Genomic DNA, 19046 nt, shown 5'->3' on the forward strand with positions numbered 1-19046 from the left:
CCAAATTAACCCAATGCCTTAAGCACGGCATCCCCCATTTCGCGTGTACCCACCAACTGAGTACCCGCTTCATAGATATCTGCTGTGCGTAACCCTTGCTCTAACACCTGGCGCACTGCTTTTTCTACCCGTACTGCCTGAGCATTTTCATTCAGTGAGTAGCGCAGCAACATCGCTGCAGACAAAATGGTTGCCAAGGGGTTGGCTTTGTTCTGACCAGCGATGTCAGGAGCGGAGCCATGGCTAGGCTCATACAGACCTTGCTGCGACGCGTTCAAGGATGCAGAAGGCAACATGCCGATGGAACCCGTCAACATCGCTGCCTCGTCTGATAGTATGTCACCAAAAAGATTACCCGTCACGATTACGTCGAATTCTTTTGGCGCACGAACCAGTTGCATGGCCGCATTGTCTACATACATGTGGCTCAATGCAACATCCGGGTACTCTTTCGCTACGTCAATCATGATGTCACGCCAGAATTGCGAGGTTTCTAGCACGTTGGCTTTGTCTACGCTACACAGCTTGCCTTGGCGTTTTTGTGCAGCCTGGAATGCCACATGTGCAATACGGCGCACTTCACTTTCAGCATAGTGCATAGTGTCAAAACCTTGACGCTCACCGGCAAAGTTGCCTTCGCTCACGGTACGCACACCACGAGGCTGACCAAAGTAAATATCGCCTGTCAGTTCACGGATAATCAGGATATCTAAACCCGACACGATTTCTGGCTTCAACGACGATGCATTTGCCAATTGTGGGTACAAAATCGCAGGACGCAAGTTCGCAAACAAACCCAGGGCTTTACGCAAACCCAAAATCGCTTGTTCTGGACGCAGTTCACGTGCCAAGGAGTCGTATTTCCAATCGCCTACCGCACCAAACAGTACCGCTGCGGATGATTTAGCCAACTCTAATGTTGCTGGCGGCAAAGGATGGCCGTGCAAGTCATACGCTGCACCACCAACGGGTGCATGATGCAATTCCAGATCCAAGCCTAAAGCGGTTAGAACGCGCGCGGCCTGTTCCGTAATTTCGGTACCAATGCCATCACCGGGTAATACTGCGATTTTTGTAGACATACGTTTTCCTGTGGTGTTGTAACGAACCGTGCGGTGCTCACACTATGTTCTGTGTGTGGCTTGCCACTGATCCAGACAAGCCACACGGCCGCTAGGCGGCCGCGTGTTAAGAGTTAAGCAGATGGATTACCCACCAACCAAGGGTGCTGCGCCAAACGCTGGGCTTCAAACGCCTTGATGGTTTCTGCTTTTTGCAAAGTCTGGCCGATTTCATCTAATCCTTTGAGCAAACTCTGTTTGCGGAAGGCATCGATCTCAAAGCCATACTCTTGGCCATCTTCAGCAATGACTTTCTGGCGTTCCAGGTCAATGCTCAGTTGATAGCCTTCTTTAGCCTGCACAGCATCAAACAGCTTAGCGACTACATCCTCAGGCAGGATGATGGGCAGCAAACCATTTTTGAAGCTGTTATTAAAGAAAATATCGGCAAACGATGGTGCAATAATGGCTCTAAAACCGTACTGCAACAACGCCCATGGCGCGTGCTCACGACTAGAACCGCAACCAAAGTTTTTACGTGCCAACAAGATAGAAGCACCTTGGTAGCGCGGCTGGTTCAGCACGAACTCTGGGTTCAGAGGACGTTTGCTGTTATCCATACCTGGCTCACCGTGATCCAGATAGCGCAGCTCGTCAAACAAGTTAGGGCCGAAGCCAGTACGTTTGATGGACTTCAAAAACTGTTTAGGGATGATCAAGTCGGTGTCCACGTTTTCGCGGTCCAACGGAGCCACCATTCCTTTGTGAGTAGTAAAAGCTTGCATGATTAGTGCTCCTGACTCAATTGACGTACATCGGCAAAGCTACCTACTACAGCGGCAGCAGCAGCCATGGCTGGGCTGACCAAGTGTGTGCGTCCACCCTGCCCCTGACGACCTTCAAAATTTCGGTTGGATGTGGAAGCACAACGTTCACCCGGCTCCAAACGGTCGGCGTTCATCGCCAAACACATAGAACAACCAGGCTCACGCCATTCGAAACCAGCTTCAACAAAGATTTTGTCCAAACCTTCTTTTTCGGCTTGCTGTTTCACCAAACCAGAACCTGGTACCACGATAGCCTGTTTAACGTTTTTCGCTACCTTACGGCCTCGTGCAACTTCAGCAGCAGCACGCAAGTCTTCGATACGTGCGTTGGTACAGGAACCAATAAACACTTTATCAATAGCAATGCTAGTCAATGGCTGGTTGGCTTCCAAACCCATGTACTGCAACGCGCGGATAATACCTTCGCGGCGTACTGGGTCTTTTTCATTCTGTGGATCAGGCACATTGGCATCCACTGGCAACACCATTTCTGGCGATGTACCCCATGTCAATTGAGGCTTGATATCTGCAGCATCAATGCGAACCACCGCATCAAATTGCGCGCCATCATCGCTTTTCAATGTATTCCAGTACTCAACCGCTTGATCCCACTGCGCACCTTTAGGGGAGTAAGGACGGCCACGGAAGTACTCAACGGTTTTATCGTCCACCGCTACCATGCCCGAACGTGCACCAGCCTCAATAGCCATGTTGCACACAGTCATACGGCCTTCCATGCTCAGCGCTTGTACGGCTGAACCACCGAATTCGATGGCATAGCCTGTACCGCCGGCAGTACCAATCACACCAATAACGTGCAAGATCAAGTCTTTAGCCGTACAGCCTGCTGGCAAGTCACCGTTTACCTCTACCAACATGCTCTTGCTTTTCTTCATCAGCAAGGTTTGGGTAGCCAGCACGTGTTCAACTTCAGAAGTACCGATACCGAAGGCCAACGCCCCCATCGCACCGTGCGTACTGGTGTGGGAGTCACCGCACACAATGGTCATGCCCGGCAACGTAGCACCTTGCTCTGGGCCGATGATGTGTACGATACCCTGACGCTGGTCGTCCATATCGAACAGGGTCACGCCAAATTTCTGGCAGTTCTCTTCCAGCGTGTCTACCTGCAACTTGGAGATAGGATCAGCAATACCTGCTGCACGTGACGTAGTAGGAACGTTGTGGTCTGCTACGGCAAGGTTGGCACTGATACGCCAAGGCTTACGGCCAGCCAGCTCCAGCCCTTCAAAGGCTTGGGGGCTAGTCACTTCATGCAGTAACTGGCGGTCGATATAGAGCAAACAGGTGCCATCGTCTTCACGGTGCACCACGTGGCTGTCAAACAGCTTGTCGTATAAAGTTTTTGCCATAACAGACTCTCAATCAATCAGAACAAGCGAAACGCTGTTATTTCGCGATGGATTCATTATGCCCGTCTCTAAAACCAGCACAAGACCATTAGTTATACTAGTATTGGGAGTACCACCCTTCCTCCCAAAAAACACAAAGCGGGTTCTGAGACTCGCCCAAAACCCGCTGTAGTCGGTAATGCATCGCCCTACTGTTTTTTAGTTTCCAAATACAAAGGCATTACCAATTCTGCTGCAACACGCAGCTCATCAATACGGCTTTGTGGCGACGGGTGAGTAGACAAGAGATCTGACTCATTGCCGTTTCTACCCGACATACTGATCATTTTTTCCCAGAAGCTAATGGCTGCTCTGGGGTCGTACCCTGCACGCGCTGCAAGCTCTACGCCAATTAAGTCGGCCTCGGCCTCATGCGTACGGCTGTTTGGCAAATGGAACATGACGTCTGTTAACGAGCCGCCCAAATCACCCACTGCCTGCGACCCTACCACTGCTGACAAAATCGCCAAGCCAATACTGGTGCCCATCTTATGAGACATTTGCTCACGAGAGTGTTCACGCAGAGCATGGGCAATTTCATGCCCCATCACAGCAGCAAGTTCGTCGTCAGTGGCTTTGAGCCTCTCTATCAAGCCGGTATACACCGCCATTTTTCCACCAGGCATACACCACGCGTTAAGCTCATCAGACTTCAGTACGTTGACCTGCCAATCCCACTGCAAGGCATCTGGCCTAAACACTGGTACTTGATTGATAATCTTGGCGGAAATTTCTCGCACACGACGAACCTGTTCCGCATTGGGGGATAATGCCCCCTGTGCTTGAGCTTGCGCTAGCGTTTCGTTGTAGTTCTGCGCAGCCGCTAAATTCAGCTCCTGTTCGGGAACAAAACTGGACATAAACTGCTTACGTTGTATGCCGACAACGCCGCTGGCAGTAGTATCTACTGCAGCACAACCCGTAAGAATGATCGTGGCACTTGCCGCCACGATAATACATGCCTTACGCCATAGCCCAAACAGGTTCATACGCAGTAATCCTTACCACTGCCCACACTGTGCTCGTTGGCGCAACGCTTGATCCATCAACACGATGGCCAATAGCGCTTCAGCAATAGGTGTGGCACGTATACCCACACAAGGGTCATGACGCCCCAATGTTTGCACTTCTACAGCTTCACCTTGCTGCGTAATGGAGGGGCGCTTGATACGAATGCTGGAGGTAGGTTTAATCGCCAGCGACACGCGAATGTCTTGGCCGGAAGAAATACCACCCAAAATACCACCTGCGTGATTCGAGGCAAAACCGTCAGGCAAAATAGCATCGCCGTGCTCAGAACCACGTTGCGACACACTTTCAAAGCCATCCCCGATCTCTACGCCTTTCACTGCATTCAGCCCCATCATCGCATAAGCAATGTCGGCGTCCAGACGACCATAAATAGGCTCACCCAAACCGGCTGGCACACCCTCGGCGATCACCTCAATACGTGCACCTATAGAATCGCCTTCTTTACGCAGCGCATCCATAAAGGCTTCCAGTTCAGGAACCACAGCAGCATCAGCCGCATAGAACGGGTTATTAGGCACATCATCCCAGCTTTTGAATGGGATCACGATAGGGCCTAGTTGACTCATGTAACCACGAATCACTGTCTTGAACTCGGCCGCCAACCATTTCTTGGCAATCGCACCGGCTGCAACAGTAGGCGCTGTCAAACGCGCAGAAGAACGACCACCACCACGAGGATCACGGTGCTGGTACTTGCGCCAGTAGGTGTAATCAGCGTGACCTGGGCGGAAAGTTTCCAACAAGTTACCGTAATCTTTACTACGCTGATCGGTATTGCGAATCAACAAAGCTATAGGCGCACCGGTAGTTTTACCTTCGTACACACCAGACAAAATCTCAACCTGATCGGCTTCTTGACGCTGCGTAACGTGGCGCGATGTGCCAGGTCTACGGCGGTCTAGTTCTAGCTGAATATCTTCAACACTCAGTTCTAATCCGGGTGGACAGCCATCTACCACAGCACCAATGGCTGGGCCGTGAGACTCCCCAAAATTCGTTACACGAAATAAGCTACCTAAAGTATTTGCAGACATAAACAGTTCGGTTTATAGGCCAATCGAAAGCAGAATTATGGCATTAAAGCCCGGAGCATGCACCGAGTACAAGCTAGGATGAGCAACTCAGGGCTATAGATTGCGCCTCTGGTGGCGGCACTTCAGCGTACTGTTCATAGCCAGAACGCTCCTCAAACGGATTGCTGAGCACCGTAAACAAATCAGACAGTACTGACGCATCACCCTTTTCTGCGGCGGCAATCGCTTGTTGTGCCAAGTAGTTACGCAACACATACAGCGGATTGGCCGCATTCATGGATTGCTGACGCTGTGCGGTGGTTTGTTGATCAGCCTCTAGACGCACACGGTATCTCTCTACCCATGCACGCGCCTGATCTTGATCATGAAAACATTGCAAGAAAGCCTCAGGGTGTTTTTCTGCCCACGCCAACGCGCGGAAGCTCAAACTAAAGTCTGCTTGGTCTCTGTGCAGTAGGCGCCACCAATCATCAATCAATTGCGTATCGCCCTCCAACCACTCTTGCCACCCCATTTTGCGACACAGATTTTCTCTGTATCGCTCTAAGAACCACCCTTCGTACTGTTGCAATACTGGGTTCAGTGTTTCGGGTGTCGCCCCTAAGGTAGTCATGGCACTAGCTAATCTATAAAGATTCCAATGCCCAACCGAAGGCTGCTGATTCCATGCATATCGCCCCTGTTGATCGGTTGTATTACAGATATGGTTAGCCTGAAAAGCATCCATAAAGCCAAAGGGGCCAAAGTCTAACGTTAGCCCCAAAATGGACATGTTGTCGGTATTCATCACACCATGACAAAAACCCACGGTTAACCAGTCTGCCATCAGGTAAGCGGTACGTTGGGTCACTTCTGTTAGCAGCAAACGGGCTAGCTCGGCATGATCCTCACTGTTTTTGTACAGTGCAGGATAAAAATTTTGCACTACATAGTGCAGCAATGCCTGCATCTCTTCAGGGTGCCCTAACCAGTGCTCAAAAGAACCAAACCGCACAAAACTAGGGGCAACGCGCGTCACGATGGCGGCGCGCTCTACCGTTTCGCGGTACACCGGCACAGGTGAGGTCACAATTGCCAAGGCTTCAGTCGTTGGAATGCTCAAACCTTTCATCGCCACGCTGGCCAAATACTCTCGCACCGACGAACGTATGACCGCTCTGCCATCCCCCATGCGGGAATATGGTGTCAGCCCTGAGCCTTTAAGCTGCAACTCTTGTGTGCCCTGAGGCCCATCAATTGCACCCAGCAAATGCGCACGTCCATCCCCTAACTGCCCGGCCCACACGCCGAACTGATGCCCGCTGTATACGGCGGCTAAGCTTTTTCCACCGGGTAATGGCGCATTACCCGACAACACAGCCAACATCTCAGGAGAATGCAGCAGCGCCTGACTCAAGCCCAAACGCTGAGCTAAATCGTCATTAGCATGCAGCAGTTGTGCATCACGTAAGCCTGAGGGCTGTAATAACGTGTAGAACGTTTCTGGCAACGACGATGCAAAACCATTGCTAACGCGCAAATCATCTAGAGTAGAGGCCAACACCGACATGATTACTGCTCCTTGGCCGCTACAGCAGCCACTTGTTTCGCACGTGCTTTGGCCGCTTTTTTAGCAGGACGCAAATAGAAAATGGCACAAAAGTAAAACACCAACGACAAGATAATTTCAGCAATCGCGCAGTACACCGATGCAGGATTCGGATCAGACCATGCACGTACACAGCCTTCCATGAAGTACAGCAGAATCAACATAGAAGACCACTGCAAGGTATAGATTTTCCCGTGCAAAATACCGGGTAAAGGCAAAATTAACGGCAACACCTTCAGTGCCATATACGAGCCACCGGGGCGCAATGGCGCCAGCCACATCTCCCATGCTATGCAAAGGACGATCAGGCCTATTAACGATGCAGCGGCAACACGATGTAAAACGGGATTCAATTGAGCATTCATACTGGTATTATCGCCTAAGGCGGGTTAAAACCCTATACCATTGCACGCAGTCAGCTGGATGATTTTTTACCATGACCAACCAACCGTCCCCTTCTATTGATGCTTTGGCACAGAAGGCGAAAACGCCACCCGCTTCTGGCCAACCTCAACGTAAAAAACGCGAACTGGCGGCGGTCATGCTGCGGTGCATAGCCCAGCGACGCTTAACACAAGTCGCTTCCAGCCTCACTTACACCACCATTCTGGCAGCAGTACCGCTGCTAGCTGTAGTACTGTCTCTGTTCACAGCCTTCCCTCTTTTTTCTGATTTTCGTGAAGCATTAGAAAACTTCTTCACTACGAATCTGATGCCTGAGGCCGTGTCTGACACGATCATGTCCTACCTAAATCAGTTTGCTGCTAAGGCCTCTAGCCTCACAGCCATTGGTAGCTTGTTTTTGATTATTACGTCCATCATGTTGATTTCTACCATTGATGGCACGTTAAACGATATTTGGCAGGTTAATACTCAACGCCCTCTTGCACAGCGCTTGTTGGTGTACTGGGCATTGCTGTCGTTAGGCCCCATATTGGGTGGTGCTAGTCTGTGGGCGACGACTATGCTTGCCCGTGAATCCATGGGCTATATCAGTAGTTTTGGGATTGTGATTTCCTTACTGCTGTCTGCGCTGCCTTTTTTACTGACGGTACTGAGCTTTACGGCACTTTTTACCTTCGTACCCAACTGCCATGTGCGCTGGCGTGACGCTTTTGTAGGCGGTGTGCTCGTTGCTTTCTTCCTTGAACTACTGAAAGCCGGCTTTGCGTTTTACCTGACTAAATTCCCCACTTACACCTTAATTTATGGTGCCTTTGCCACCATCCCTATTTTCTTGCTCTGGGTGTATTTGTCGTGGTTAGTGGTGCTGCTAGGCGCCTCGTTTGCCGCTATTCTTCCCGATATACGTAGGCACCGTGATCCTAACGAAAAACACTATTTAGGTGAGTCATTCCTACATGCACTCAGTATGTTGCACAGCCTGTGGCTGCAGCGAGGCCACACTCCCGTAGGCTTGCCAGTGGAGCAATTAAGCGACACTTTGACTCACGATGCCCACGAACTGACACGTACGCTACTTACGCTTAAAAAGCTGGGATATGTCGCTAACACCCAAGAAAATAACCGTGAACGCTGGGTTTTAGCCTGCGATCCAGCCCAAACTGACCTTGCCGCGCTGGTTGACACCTTCCTATTAAATAGGGCTCAACCCAGCACTGAAGTGGGCAATGGTGTAGCCTTAATAATGAATGCCACCTTGGCTAATCCTCATCTGCGTCTACAGCAGTTGTTTGAACAGCCTGGGTTGCTGGAAGATATATCTGAATCCATACAAAAAAAATTAAGCACGTCACTTAATGCAGCACAGGAGCCCTCGTATGCTTAAAGTTAGTGAAATTTTACGAGTCAAAGGGGATATTCTCTACACCGCGACTCCTGACATGGCGATTGATACCGCAATTCAAATCATGAGCGAACAAGACATCGGTTCACTGGTGATTATGGAACACGGTCAATTGGCCGGGATGCTCACGTTCAGGGAAATCATTCGCTATTTGCACAAAGCCCAACACGGTACTACAGCTACTACGGTGCGCGCCATTATGGATGACGCACCAGTAAGCGTGACACCCAACACCAGTGCTGACGAAGTACAGCGCCTGATGCTGGACAATCACGCACGCTACATACCCGTCATGGATGGTCCCACCTTGCAAGGTGTGATCTCGTTCTACGATATGTCTAAAGCCATCGTGAAGGCTCAGCAGTTTGAGAACACTATGCTGAAAGCTTACATTCGCGACTGGCCATCAGACCAAGGCAACTCAGCTGCCTAATCGTTGCGTTACGCTGCAGGCTCGTTTTGACGAGCTTGCAGTGCTTCCCACGCTGCCAGTAATACTTCTGGCTCATTCTTATTCATAATCGTTGCGTCAGATAAGGTTCTGCGCCACTGACGCGCACCTGGCAAACCATGTGGCCAGCCCAACATCGCACGCGTTGCCATACGTATATTCAGATCTTGCGCCACTAATGCCTGCGCATAACCGTACATACGCTGCACGATTTCAGCACCTTCCATATATGTATCTTCTGGCCATAAATGTTGGCTGATCTCGCGCAACACCGCAGGCGTATGCCATGCTGCTCTGCCCAACATCACCCCATCAAAGCCAGCCAGCTCGTCTAACGATTGCTGCGTCGTTGCCAAGCCACCGTTCAACACAAATGTCGCATCAGGGAAGTCTTTAGTAAGTTGACGCGCATAGTCATAACGCAACGGTGGAATCTCCCGGTTTTCTTTGGGTGATAAGCCTTTAAGCACCGCATTACGTGCATGCACTACAAACACACGCACACCTGCTTCATACAAAACACCGACGAAGTTCTGTGCAAAGCTATAGTCTTGTTCGTAATCTAATCCTAAACGATGCTTGACCGTGACTGGCACACTCACCACATCCTGCATAGCTTTCACACAGTCTGCCACCAAATTAGGCTCGGCCATCAAACACGCGCCAAACGCCCCTTTCTGCACACGCTCGGAAGGACAACCGCAATTTAGGTTGATCTCGTCGTAACCCCATTGCTCCCCTAGCTTGGCGCTATGGGCTAATGCAGCAGGTTCACTACCCCCTAACTGCAGGGCCACAGGATGCTCACTCGCATCGTAATCCAGCAAACGCGGCACATCACCATACTGCAATGCGCCTGTGGTGATCATTTCGGTGTACAGCCTTGCACGCGGCGCCAACATTCTATGAAAGAAACGGCAATGCTTATCCGTTACATCAATCATAGGGGCTACGCAAAGCGTCCAATCTGCTTTGTTCGTAGACGCCGTATTGGCTATAACGTTTGAAAGTCCTGACACACACTCACCTGCTAAAAATGGGGCAAAAACAGCATTTTACGCCAGAACACGCAGGCATTTTTCTCTTTGCCCTGCGATAGCAACGGCTAAGCGCTAATAAATGTAGGTAACTCGCGCTTAGGCTATTCACTACAAGCCCTCAAACAGGTTAAAGTAAAGGGTTAAGTCTTGCGCCATACCATCGCGCTATCCCAACTTTTTTGCATTATTCATACTATGGCTGTTTTTACTACTGTTTCTGAAAGTGACGCTCAGCAGTTGCTTAGCTCATACGACTTAGGCGACTTGGTCAATCTGCGCGGTATTTCAGCAGGCATAGAAAACACCAACTATTTTCTAACCACGACTCGTGACGAGTATGTGCTCACTCTGTTTGAAGTGCTAACTGCTGAACAGTTACCTTTTTACATTGAGTTAATGCACCACTTGGCTGAGCGCAACATTCCTGTACCTAAGCCTCAGGCACTGAAAAATGGTAAGTTACTCACCAGCTTGAATGGCAAGCCTACCGCTATTGTTAGTCTGCTACCTGGTCGTTACGAACCTGACCCAAGCCCTGCGCACTGCACTCTGGCGGGTGACACCTTGGCTAAAGCACACTTGGCTGCTCAAGACTTCGAGATTTACCAACCAAACCTGCGCGGCTTGGCGTGGTGGCAAAAAACAGTGCCTTCCATTTTGGAATTCTTGGATGACAGCCAACGCGAACTGTTGCTAACGGTGTTGTCCGAACAAGAAGCCTTTGCGCAAACCGACACCTACAAAAGTTTGCCATCTGGCCCAGCACACTGTGACTTGTTCCGCGATAACGTGCTATTTAGTGGCACACCAGAAGCCCCACAAATGGGTGGTTTCATCGACTTCTACTTTGCCGGCTGCGATACATGGCTGTTTGACGTAGCAGTTAGCGTTAACGACTGGTGTATCAACCGCGAAGATGGTAGTTTTGACGATGCGAAGCTGCAGGCTTGGTTGCAAGCCTACAATGCGGTTCGCCCCTTCACTGATGCTGAACAACAAGCATGGCCGTACATGCTGCAAGCGGCTGCCCTGCGCTTCTGGATTTCCCGCCTGTATGATTACTTCCGTCCACGCGAAGCCGAAACCCTTAAACCGCATGATCCCCGTCATTTTGAACGCGTGCTGCGTAATCGTCGTGACACCAGCACTCCTCAACTCGTAGATTAAGAGACATTGTATGCAAGCTGTTTCCCTGCCCTTTCTCTATGGTTGGCTTTGGGTTAGAGAAGGTTACCGCCTTTTCATGCGTCAACCTATGGCCATGCTGTTCTGGAGCTTGGTCACCAACTTGCTAATCCATCTAAGCTATTTGCTGCCGTTATTAGGCCAGATCGCTTTGCTGGTAGCCTCCCCTGCACTGACCTTCATCGTACTAAACGCCAGCCACAACATTGCTAAAGGCCAGCAAATGCAGCTAGGCATGTGGACGGCACCACTACGCCCTGCTAACGTGCGCAACCCATTAATCAAGCTGGGCGCACTCTACATGCTGGCCTGTTTAGCTGCAGGGTTACTAGCAACCATTCCATTCGTAGACAGCATCATGAGCGTGATGCCTGCACCAGGCACTCCTGTAGATGAAGCTGCACTCATGCGTGCCTTACGTGCGCCCATGTTTGCCCTAATGGCTATCTACGTACTGGTGTCCGCTCTGTTCTGGCATGCCCCCGCCCTCATCGGTTGGCACAACATTGCCATCAAACAAGCACTGTTCTATTCCATGGTGGCTTGCTGGCGTAACAAGTTTCCATTCATTTTGTACGGCTTGTGTTGGTTAGCGCTGTACTTCTTGATGCAGCAACTGGATTTAATCTTGTTATCTTCTGGCCTAGCCCCTAGCCTACAACAGCTGATTTTGACACCGCTTAGCTTGGTCATTTTGGCGATTCTGTATGGTAGCTTCTACCCTATTTACCTGACAGTATTTGGCCCTAGTGCGATGGCATTAAATGCAGCCTCGCACCAAGACCCTGATCTGTAAATTCTATAGCAGCCAAGCATCACGCTGGCTGTTAACGCCTCTGCGCACACCTACGCCAACTCCCTAGCTCTTGCTCCAAGACTGATTGGCGTAGTTGCAGCACCCACACAGGCACCTCGAGCACCTCTACCGCCTGCCTACAACCGTATATACGGTTCGGCTGCATCAGCAACGGCCCCTTGAGTATTTCACCTTTACTTCCCAAGAAAAGCACTGCATGTGCGCTGTACAGTCTCAGGGTATGCACGAATCGGCAACGCTTAAAATATAAGACGGTATGAGCCCTTTCCGACATCGCTATACGATGCATACCAAAGAGCCTTGCCTGAAAACTTTGCATACTCCAAACATGGTGTACATTCTGTGATACGGGCGATATAGGCATACGACGTCACCTTAAAACAAGCTTTGCATCATCTGCATCACCAACGGGAAGGCAATCACCAAGAAGGTGCAGGGCAAGATACAACTTACTACTGGGAAGAGCATTTTCACTGGCGCTTCTAAAGCTTGTTTTTCTGCTCGTAAAAAACGCTCTTGCCTATATTGATCCGCTTGCGCACGTAATACAGTGCTTAGTGACAAACCCATTTTCACAGCATTGTCTAAGTTAGCGGAAAGCACTGACATCTCAACTAAACCGCTATCCAGCACAAGGCGCTCAAAGCTTTGCTCTCTACTCATGCCGGAACGCATTCTAAATAAGGCTTGCTGTAGTAGCCGTTGCAAATCCCCTGATGGCAAACTTTCAGCAGCAGTTTGCAAAGCCAACATCACACCGGCACCAGACTCTACCGACAACGCCAATACGTCCAGAAAGAACGGGTACTGGCAACGCTGCGCATGCAATCGGCTTTGGCGTTCTTGGTAGCGTTTCCACCAAGGCAATAGCAAGGTGACTCCCCCAGCCACTGCCGCCATATTAAGGTTCATTTCTTCGCCGTAGACAGCACTGAGTATCAACACAATGAACGCAACGGCTAACGCCTGCAACAACAATCGCCCCAGCACCATATAGACCTCGGCATGCTGCTCAATGCCTAGCCATAGCGGTAATCGGTGACGCCATCGCCACGGCAATAACACCCACAGTCTGCGACCTAGCGCACTATGCAACCACACCAACCACTGATGCCATTCACGATCTTGCACTTGCTCTGGTAGTTGCCGCCATCTAGTACGTAGCCAACTTCCTATACCCAGTAGACTAGTCATCGTCGTGATGGCCACCACAGCAAAGCTAATATATCCCCAAAGACCTTGCATACCTACACCCTGATCTGAGCAATCTTACGCATCATATGCAGCCCAACACTCTCTAATATCACGATCAAAGCAGCTACTCCCCACCCTATGGGCTCAGACCAAAAACTCTGCATTAACTCGGGCTGCATCCAACTCAGTGCCGCCGCAATCAAAAGCGGAATCGCGGCCATCACCCATGCTTGCAACGATGCTTGTGCCGTCAGCGTTTTGACCTTTTCCTCTAGATACAAGCGCATACGCAAACTATGCGCCAACCGCTCCAACACATCACTGATACGCCCGCCACAACGCTGAGAAACCTCTAGGCTTGCTGCCAATAACTGTGTACCTTCGTGTGGGATACGGTTGGATAAATTCATCACTGCTTGTTCCAGCCCTATGCCTAATCGTAGTTCACGCAAGCAAAGCTCCAGCTCAGCACGTAGTGGCGACTTGCTCTGTATCGCCAACTGCTGAAATGCTACTTGCAACCCCAAGCCTGCTCGCGAGGCTGCTGCTAACGATTGAATAAAGTCTGGCAATTGAGTGCAGACCCGCAAATGGCGCTTTTTCTGCAAACCTCGCATTGTTCTAGGCACCACAATCAGAACCACGATCGGAGCGATCCAAGCCAGCCACACATTACCCGTGAGCCACCACCAGAGGAACACGCTGAACAACAATATCAAGCTGAAAAATAGCGCCAGCACACGAGCATCCACAAACCAATACGCCGCTTCTAACACCGCCTGTGACTGAGCATCTACTTGTTTCTTTTTCTGCTCGAATACCCCCCAAACCTTAGGCGCAGCCATCATCGTGAATGCCGCAACAGCTACCATGACTCCCAACAACGCACCTATCCACCACATGCCAGCCTCCTTTTTTAGGCCACATCGCTAAACCAGCGTTGATCCAACCACTCCATTTGCTCACTAAAAATCTGCGGTATTAGCCCCTGCCCTTTGAACACCACGCCACCAGAACTGGATACCTCAGCAGCAAACAGCTCTTGTAGCTGTATACGGCCCGCCTCCAAACCGCACACCTCAGTAATGGAATGAATGATGCGGCGCCCATCAGCTAAACGTTTTTGCAATACCAACACCTCTAGGCTGCTGGCTATATGCTCACGTGCCACGGTTACAGGCAAATCCATACCTGCTAATAGCACCAGCGTTTCCAAACGGTTAAGCGCCTCTCTAGGGGTATTAGCATGCACTGTCGTCAAGGAGCCTTCATGACCTGTATTCATCGCCGCTAACATATCAAAGGCCTCACCTCCACGGCATTCCCCTACCACTATACGATCGGGCCGCATACGTAATGCATTGCGTACCAAATCGCGAATACTTACCAATCCTTCACCTTCTACGTTGGCAGGCCGCGCCTCTAAAGAAACCAAATTTGCCATGTTCAACTGCAACTCTGCAGCGTCTTCAATGGTGACTACCCGCTCTTGAGGAGCAATGTAGTTCGTAAGCACGTTTAACAGCGTCGTTTTCCCTGAGCCCGTTCCCCCTGCCACCACCACATTTTTTCTGGCCTGTACACAGCAACGCAAAAACTCAGCCATCGTTGGACTGAGCGCACCAAACGCTAATAAGTCGTCCATAACCAAACGCTTGGCGGGGAATTTGCGTATGGTTAAGGTAGGGCCTTTAAGAGCAATAGGCGGTAACACTGCATTCACCCTAGAACCATCTCGTAACCGTGCATCCACCATAGGAGAAGCATCGTCCAAGCGCCTACCCAAGGGGGCTACGATACGCTCCATAATGGCGACCAATGCCGTCTCACTACTAAACACAGCAGCGCTTTCATGGCATTGCCCCTGCATTTCCACAAAAATCTGTGACGGTGAGTTCACCATGATTTCACTGATATTAGGGTCGCGTAATAGAGCCTCTAACGGCCCTAAACCTAATGCCTCATCCAACACGGCTTGAACCAATTGCTGCTTACATAATGAAGGTGGGAAATCACTGCTTTTAGCAATCAGCGCTTCTACACATTGCTGCGCTTCCAAACGTAATACTGCTTCATTCATGTCGCTGTACTGCTTACGGCGCAACTCTAGCGCATCCACCAAACGCGTATGCAAAGCAGCCACATGCTCCGCCAACAACAAGGCTTGCTCTCGTTGTGCGGCGACAGAAGCACTCTGTTTCTTAGCCTCTACCGTTTCATTATTAACCTGTAGCCGCCCGACTTCCTGCTCTTCCTCTACAACACGCTTCACCACTAACTGACACGGCCCTATCACTACGCAATCACCGTCTTGCAATGGTCCGTATTGAGTTATGCGTTGGCCATTCACATACGTACCAGCCAAACTCCCACAGTCTTCTAAAAAGTATTGTTGAGCATGCCTAGTGATGCGTGCATGCTGCTTGGCAATACGCCACCCCTTTAACACCAACTGTGCGGTGGCCTCTTTACCAATCACACACTGCTCTGCCATTGGAAACTCAAAACGCTCTCCATTTTGGTATTCACCGCAAAGCTTAAAAGCCAGATCACTCATGATGACCACCTTGAAGCAGCACACTCAATGGCTCCACTGGCAGTGCCCAATCAGGCCGCGACAACAAGTCTTGGCTTTCCCCTTGTGCCATGGCTGTATTCACTCTGGGGGCATCTGGAAACTGTTGCGCCACCATTGCCTGCGCCCTATGTATGCGCTGCTGCATCACGGGATGATTGGCCTCCACAATATGCGGCGTCACGAAAATAGCCAATTCTGTTTCCTGACGCTGAAAACGCTCAGAACTAAACGCCGCCCCCAAAACCGGCAATGCTCCCAATCCCGGAACCCTATCTTGATTGCGAGAAACCTCTCTGGAAATAAACCCCGCAAGAATTAAGGTTTGGCCCGTTTGCACATTAAACTCCGTAGCTGTTCGCCTCGTTTTCAGAGAGGGGCCACTGGGCACTGACAAACTTGGATCTATAGAGCTCACCTCTACCTCAATACGTGAACGTACCGCTCCAGAGGCCTGAATCAAAGGCGTGATACGTAATGAAACCCCATAGGGTTTGAACTGCGTGGAGTTATTACCATTACTGTCGGTCACGGTATAAGGTACTTCACCACCCGCCAAGAACTCAGCCGTACTACCACTACGAGCCAATAATTGTGGCTGTGCCAAGATGGTTGCGGCGCCCACCTCGCTCAACGCTTGTATACGTGCCGAAAGCAACGCATTAATACCAAAATAGCCCTTGAGTGCTGAACTGCCCATTTCCGTGGCCACTACGGTTTCCCCCGGACGCGCACCGATGCTACCAGCTGAGTTTTCCCATGCAACACCAGCCGTGAGTCCACCTTCTGTAGCATCACTCCAGCGCGTACCTAGATTGCGTAATGCATTACGAGGTACCTCCACCACCTGCACATCCAGCAGCACCATTGCGTCCCACCCTTGGCTATCACTTAAGTCCAAAAGTTGCGGATAACGCTTGGCCAATACCGCCAAATGCTCCTGCTGCCTATCTGTTAAATGGGTAGCCTCTACAACCAGCTTATCCCCCACCTCACTAATTTCTACACCAGGAATTTTGGCCAGTAGCTGTTTTAACTCACTTTTACTTTGACGCACGCCTGTAGAAAGCACTTCCACGTGATAGGCCCGCTTACTACCGTCACGCTGCCAAAGCTGCACAGTACTGCTGCCTTCGTTGCGCGCAAAAACAATCACCTCTTGTTCTTCGGTGGTTACTGCATTCAGTACATGCCCATCACCCACAGCTACACGTGCCAATTCAGGAACTGTTAACACCCTCATATCACCCACCTGCATCTGCCAAGTTTCTATCTGTGCAGATACGGATGGTGCCCACCCACACATCACCACAGCTAATACGAAACCAAACACCTGCTTTGCGTTAGCATCACTCATAGACCTCTCCCGGTAATGACATCGCATCTACAGCGTCGCGCTCAGCCCAATTACTCCACTGCGTAGCCGTTGGTTCAGGCATACTCTCTAGCCCGTAAGCCTGTGCTGGCAACGAAAACAATGCTCTAGAAGGTGAGACTGCCCCCATAGACGGAGCCAGTGCCTGCAACTTACGATTCTGCTGATTGCCGTACACTACTGGAGCAGACTTTGCTGCTTTAGTCGGTGCCGTCGCAGCCAGACCTAATAGAGCCGCCAAGTCACCTCTAATGGCTCGATCAGAAACACCAGCATCGCCTACTGGCCGCAACATAGCCGTTAATGTCCCCGCTTGCCTCGCTGCCAACAATGTCACCCCCTCTTCAGGACTTACATCCAACGTCAACGTACTGGCTTCATAACGGCTTTCACTGAGGTATTCTGTGTTGCGATTAATGGCTAACACCCGCACGCCTTGCAGCAAAGGCGAAGAGATGCGACGTCGTTGATAATCAAAAGACACATACACATCAATCAAGTCTCCTGCCTGCAAAAGCCCCGCCACAGAACTCAACACATCAGCGGGGATGGTTAATGCCCTACGACCTGGACGCAAGATAGAAGAGAAGCGATCAGGTTCTTGCTCACGCACATGGGCAGGCAAAATCAAATCACCCGCCGCCAGTGCATGCCCCAACCTCTGGTTTTCTATAGCCAGAAAATACTCTGGCGATAAGCTATCGCTACTGATCAAATGCTGAGGAAAATCACGTATAGCCACATCATCACTGCCGACTATGGCCCCCACTGGTAATGACCGTGCAGCCACTAAACGAGACACCATAGGAACTGCTGCACGCTCCTCTAATTCCTGCGTTTTATCAGCCAAATAACGCGAACTGGACCATACCGCTAACCCCGCCCCCAACAAAGACAACACTATCCAAACTGCGGTTGATCGATGCGCCCATAAGTGCTGCCGCCATGCTTGTTTCATCGTGCCCCTCCTTGCTTACCTCTGGCACTAATACCAGCGCAATACATAGACCCCTACCATCTGCTCACCCATAGGAACCCAACTTATTACCCACTGCTCTGCGCCATACTGAAAGCTCATGGCATAGGAATCTGCATGTACAGATATGTTGGGGAATTTCTTGGCTAATAACTCCATCAACAAGGGCTGCGGTTCTATTTTTGTTGGCACGCTATACCACTGATGCTGCACTCTCATACCTGCCAGCTTCTCTTCCCACGCCCACATCAGCTGTAAGTCGGGATGAGAGAAAAGTGGCTGATGCACTGGCTGCTCGGAACGCAAACAACTCAGTGCGATAAACAAGCTGCTGGCATCTACTTTTTGTAGGCGTATAGAACAAGAATCCGGCATAGCAGACTGCTCCCATAACACATTGTTTTTTTGCACCTGTAATTGCTCAAGATGAGGAATGCGTTCCTGTATTTGCTGCATAAATCCGGCTACCTCAACGCCTTTCACTTGCCATGCGTAATACCACAATGCATCTGATTGCAAAGAGAGTAATAATTCAGGGCTATATGCACTCAAACCTTGCTCCACACTGTGCAACTGCGTTAACCATTGCGCTTGCAGAGGCCCTGTGAAGGCAATTGCACTTATTCCAACCACGCCTACACAGCACAGTCTAGTAATGGATCTCCTCACGCC

Annotated in this window: 18 protein-coding genes; 4 read left to right on the forward strand and 14 right to left on the reverse strand. The window is 50.5% G+C overall.

Features of this window, described 5'->3' with window-relative positions:
• Positions 1 to 5 precede the first annotated feature (5 nt).
• From leuB to ACLO87_RS09225, 7 genes are all read right to left on the reverse strand, one after another.
• Positions 6 to 1082, reverse strand: coding sequence for a 3-isopropylmalate dehydrogenase (leuB, locus tag ACLO87_RS09195; protein WP_430223468.1), 1077 nt, complete (start codon positions 1080 to 1082; stop codon positions 6 to 8).
• Positions 1083 to 1195: 113 nt separating this feature from the next.
• Positions 1196 to 1846: a 3-isopropylmalate dehydratase small subunit gene (leuD, locus tag ACLO87_RS09200; RefSeq protein ID WP_430223469.1), complete on the reverse strand. Its 651-nt coding sequence runs from the start codon at positions 1844 to 1846 to the stop codon at positions 1196 to 1198.
• A gap of 2 nt (positions 1847 to 1848) precedes the next feature.
• Entirely contained in the window at positions 1849 to 3261 is a 1413-nt protein-coding gene (gene leuC / locus ACLO87_RS09205; protein ID WP_430223470.1) for a 3-isopropylmalate dehydratase large subunit, read from the reverse strand.
• Between the two features lie 188 nt (positions 3262 to 3449).
• Positions 3450 to 4289 carry a M48 family metallopeptidase gene (locus ACLO87_RS09210; protein WP_135864820.1) on the reverse strand — a complete coding sequence of 280 codons (840 nt, stop codon included), beginning with the start codon at positions 4287 to 4289 and terminating at the stop codon, positions 3450 to 3452.
• Between the two features lie 12 nt (positions 4290 to 4301).
• The gene (gene aroC, locus ACLO87_RS09215) at positions 4302 to 5366 is read right to left on the reverse strand and encodes a chorismate synthase (protein WP_135864819.1); all 1065 of its coding nucleotides are present in this window, start codon (positions 5364 to 5366) and stop codon (positions 4302 to 4304) included.
• 73 nt (positions 5367 to 5439) lie between these two features.
• A complete protein-coding gene (locus tag ACLO87_RS09220) occupies positions 5440 to 6915 on the reverse strand; it encodes a protein adenylyltransferase SelO (RefSeq protein ID WP_430223471.1) in 1476 nt (491 codons plus the stop codon).
• 2 nt (positions 6916 to 6917) lie between these two features.
• Entirely contained in the window at positions 6918 to 7319 is a 402-nt protein-coding gene (locus tag ACLO87_RS09225) for a DUF2069 domain-containing protein (RefSeq protein WP_430223472.1), read from the reverse strand.
• A 71-nt stretch (positions 7320 to 7390) separates the two neighbouring features.
• On the opposite strand from ACLO87_RS09225, the gene ACLO87_RS09230 reads away from it, so the two are divergent.
• Positions 7391 to 8743 carry a YihY family inner membrane protein gene (locus ACLO87_RS09230; protein ID WP_135864813.1) on the forward strand — a complete coding sequence of 451 codons (1353 nt, stop codon included), beginning with the start codon at positions 7391 to 7393 and terminating at the stop codon, positions 8741 to 8743.
• Entirely contained in the window at positions 8736 to 9194 is a 459-nt protein-coding gene (locus ACLO87_RS09235) for a CBS domain-containing protein (protein ID WP_135864811.1), read from the forward strand. The genes ACLO87_RS09230 and ACLO87_RS09235 overlap by 8 nt, the downstream gene beginning before the upstream one ends.
• An 8-nt stretch (positions 9195 to 9202) precedes the next feature.
• Here the strand turns inward: ACLO87_RS09235 and dusA are convergent, their stop codons facing one another.
• Complete coding sequence (gene dusA, locus ACLO87_RS09240) at positions 9203 to 10231, reverse strand: tRNA dihydrouridine(20/20a) synthase DusA (RefSeq protein ID WP_430223473.1); 1029 nt, start codon at positions 10229 to 10231, stop codon at positions 9203 to 9205.
• Between the two features lie 216 nt (positions 10232 to 10447).
• On the opposite strand from dusA, the gene ACLO87_RS09245 reads away from it, so the two are divergent.
• Both ACLO87_RS09245 and ACLO87_RS09250 read left to right on the forward strand, forming a co-directional pair.
• Positions 10448 to 11419, forward strand: a complete 972-nt coding sequence (locus ACLO87_RS09245) for a homoserine kinase (protein ID WP_430223474.1) — start codon at positions 10448 to 10450, stop codon at positions 11417 to 11419.
• Between the two features lie 10 nt (positions 11420 to 11429).
• Positions 11430 to 12233 carry a BPSS1780 family membrane protein gene (locus ACLO87_RS09250; protein WP_135865320.1) on the forward strand — a complete coding sequence of 268 codons (804 nt, stop codon included), beginning with the start codon at positions 11430 to 11432 and terminating at the stop codon, positions 12231 to 12233.
• Between the two features lie 396 nt (positions 12234 to 12629).
• Here ACLO87_RS09250 and ACLO87_RS09255 read toward each other — a convergent pair whose 3' ends face one another.
• The 6 genes from ACLO87_RS09255 to ACLO87_RS09280 are packed head-to-tail and all read right to left on the reverse strand — an operon-like array spanning position 12630 to position 19043.
• Positions 12630 to 13499 carry a type II secretion system F family protein gene (locus ACLO87_RS09255; protein ID WP_430223475.1) on the reverse strand — a complete coding sequence of 290 codons (870 nt, stop codon included), beginning with the start codon at positions 13497 to 13499 and terminating at the stop codon, positions 12630 to 12632.
• Between the two features lie 2 nt (positions 13500 to 13501).
• Positions 13502 to 14350 carry a type II secretion system F family protein gene (locus ACLO87_RS09260; protein ID WP_430223476.1) on the reverse strand — a complete coding sequence of 283 codons (849 nt, stop codon included), beginning with the start codon at positions 14348 to 14350 and terminating at the stop codon, positions 13502 to 13504.
• Positions 14351 to 14364: 14 nt separating this feature from the next.
• The gene (locus ACLO87_RS09265; protein WP_430223477.1) at positions 14365 to 16005 is read right to left on the reverse strand and encodes an ATPase, T2SS/T4P/T4SS family; all 1641 of its coding nucleotides are present in this window, start codon (positions 16003 to 16005) and stop codon (positions 14365 to 14367) included.
• Positions 15998 to 17380, reverse strand: a complete 1383-nt coding sequence (locus ACLO87_RS09270; RefSeq protein WP_430223478.1) for a type II and III secretion system protein family protein — start codon at positions 17378 to 17380, stop codon at positions 15998 to 16000. Before ACLO87_RS09270 ends, ACLO87_RS09265 begins: the two co-directional genes overlap by 8 nt.
• On the reverse strand, positions 17373 to 18356 hold the full coding sequence (gene cpaB, locus ACLO87_RS09275) for a Flp pilus assembly protein CpaB (protein ID WP_430223479.1): 984 nt from the start codon (positions 18354 to 18356) through the stop codon (positions 17373 to 17375). Before cpaB ends, ACLO87_RS09270 begins: the two co-directional genes overlap by 8 nt.
• A gap of 27 nt (positions 18357 to 18383) precedes the next feature.
• Positions 18384 to 19043, reverse strand: coding sequence for a hypothetical protein (locus ACLO87_RS09280; protein WP_430223480.1), 660 nt, complete (start codon positions 19041 to 19043; stop codon positions 18384 to 18386).
• Positions 19044 to 19046: the final 3 nt, after the last annotated feature.

The organism is Paenalcaligenes sp. Me52, from assembly GCF_050487965.1.
Lineage (GTDB): Bacteria > Pseudomonadota > Gammaproteobacteria > Burkholderiales > Burkholderiaceae_B > Paenalcaligenes.